Origin of the sequence: Pseudanabaena sp. CCNP1317 (assembly GCF_034931345.1) — a bacterium.
Classification (GTDB): domain Bacteria; phylum Cyanobacteriota; class Cyanobacteriia; order Pseudanabaenales; family Pseudanabaenaceae; genus Pseudanabaena; species Pseudanabaena galeata.
In genome coordinates this window covers 1-663 of the sequence record NZ_JAYGIF010000148.1, presented here as the reverse complement: position 1 = coordinate 663, position 663 = coordinate 1, and the positions used below count along the sequence as shown (strand labels likewise).

The window sequence follows — 663 nt, the reverse complement described above, 5'->3', positions numbered from 1 at the left end:
GCAAGGTGATGGGTGGCCTGTGAACGCCCTGGCGAGAATGGAAAGGCGGAATGGGATGCGCGCACGTTCGATGAACCGGGTTTATCGCGCCGCGATTTCCGCGGCAGTGCTGCTTCTTGCCGCCGAAGTCGCCCATGCGCAGGACGCCGACGGCGTCAACTGCCAGGATCCCGTGACACAGCCGGAAATGACCTACTGCGCCCATCTCGACTACGAGGCGGCCGACGCCGACCTGAATGCGATCTGGCCGGACGTCGTCGCGGCGGCGAGGCTGCGCGACGAGGACGTTGCCGACATGGCGAAGGAGCGGGGGGTTCCGACGACGCTCGAAGCGCTGCGGGTCGCGCAGCGCGCCTGGATCGCCTGGCGTGACGCGCAGTGCGAATACGAATCCTACGATGTCTTCGGCGGCACCGCCCAGCCGATGGTCGGCAGCGCCTGCCTGGCGCGGCTGACGCATGACCGCGTCGAGTTTTTCCGTTCCGTCCTGGAGGGCGGCCAATGACGGGGCGGCCGGTGCTCTGTTCCCGTTCATGATCGAGTGAGGTAAGCCATGCCAGCCAGGATTTCCCGCTCCGCCTATGCCGCCATGTTTGGGCCGACCGTCGGCGACAAGATCCGGCTCGCCGACACCGAACTCTTCATCGAGGTCGAGCGCGACCA

2 protein-coding genes are annotated in these 663 nt (G+C 66.5%); both read left to right on the top strand.

Annotated features, from left to right (window positions below):
* Positions 1 to 505 (top strand): lysozyme inhibitor LprI family protein (locus VB775_RS22585; protein WP_323216970.1); only part of this gene is annotated, 505 nt, incomplete at its 5' end.
* 48 nt (positions 506 to 553) lie between these two features.
* A partial coding sequence (locus VB775_RS22580; RefSeq protein ID WP_323216971.1) for a hypothetical protein occupies positions 554 to 663 on the top strand: 110 nt, incomplete at its 3' end.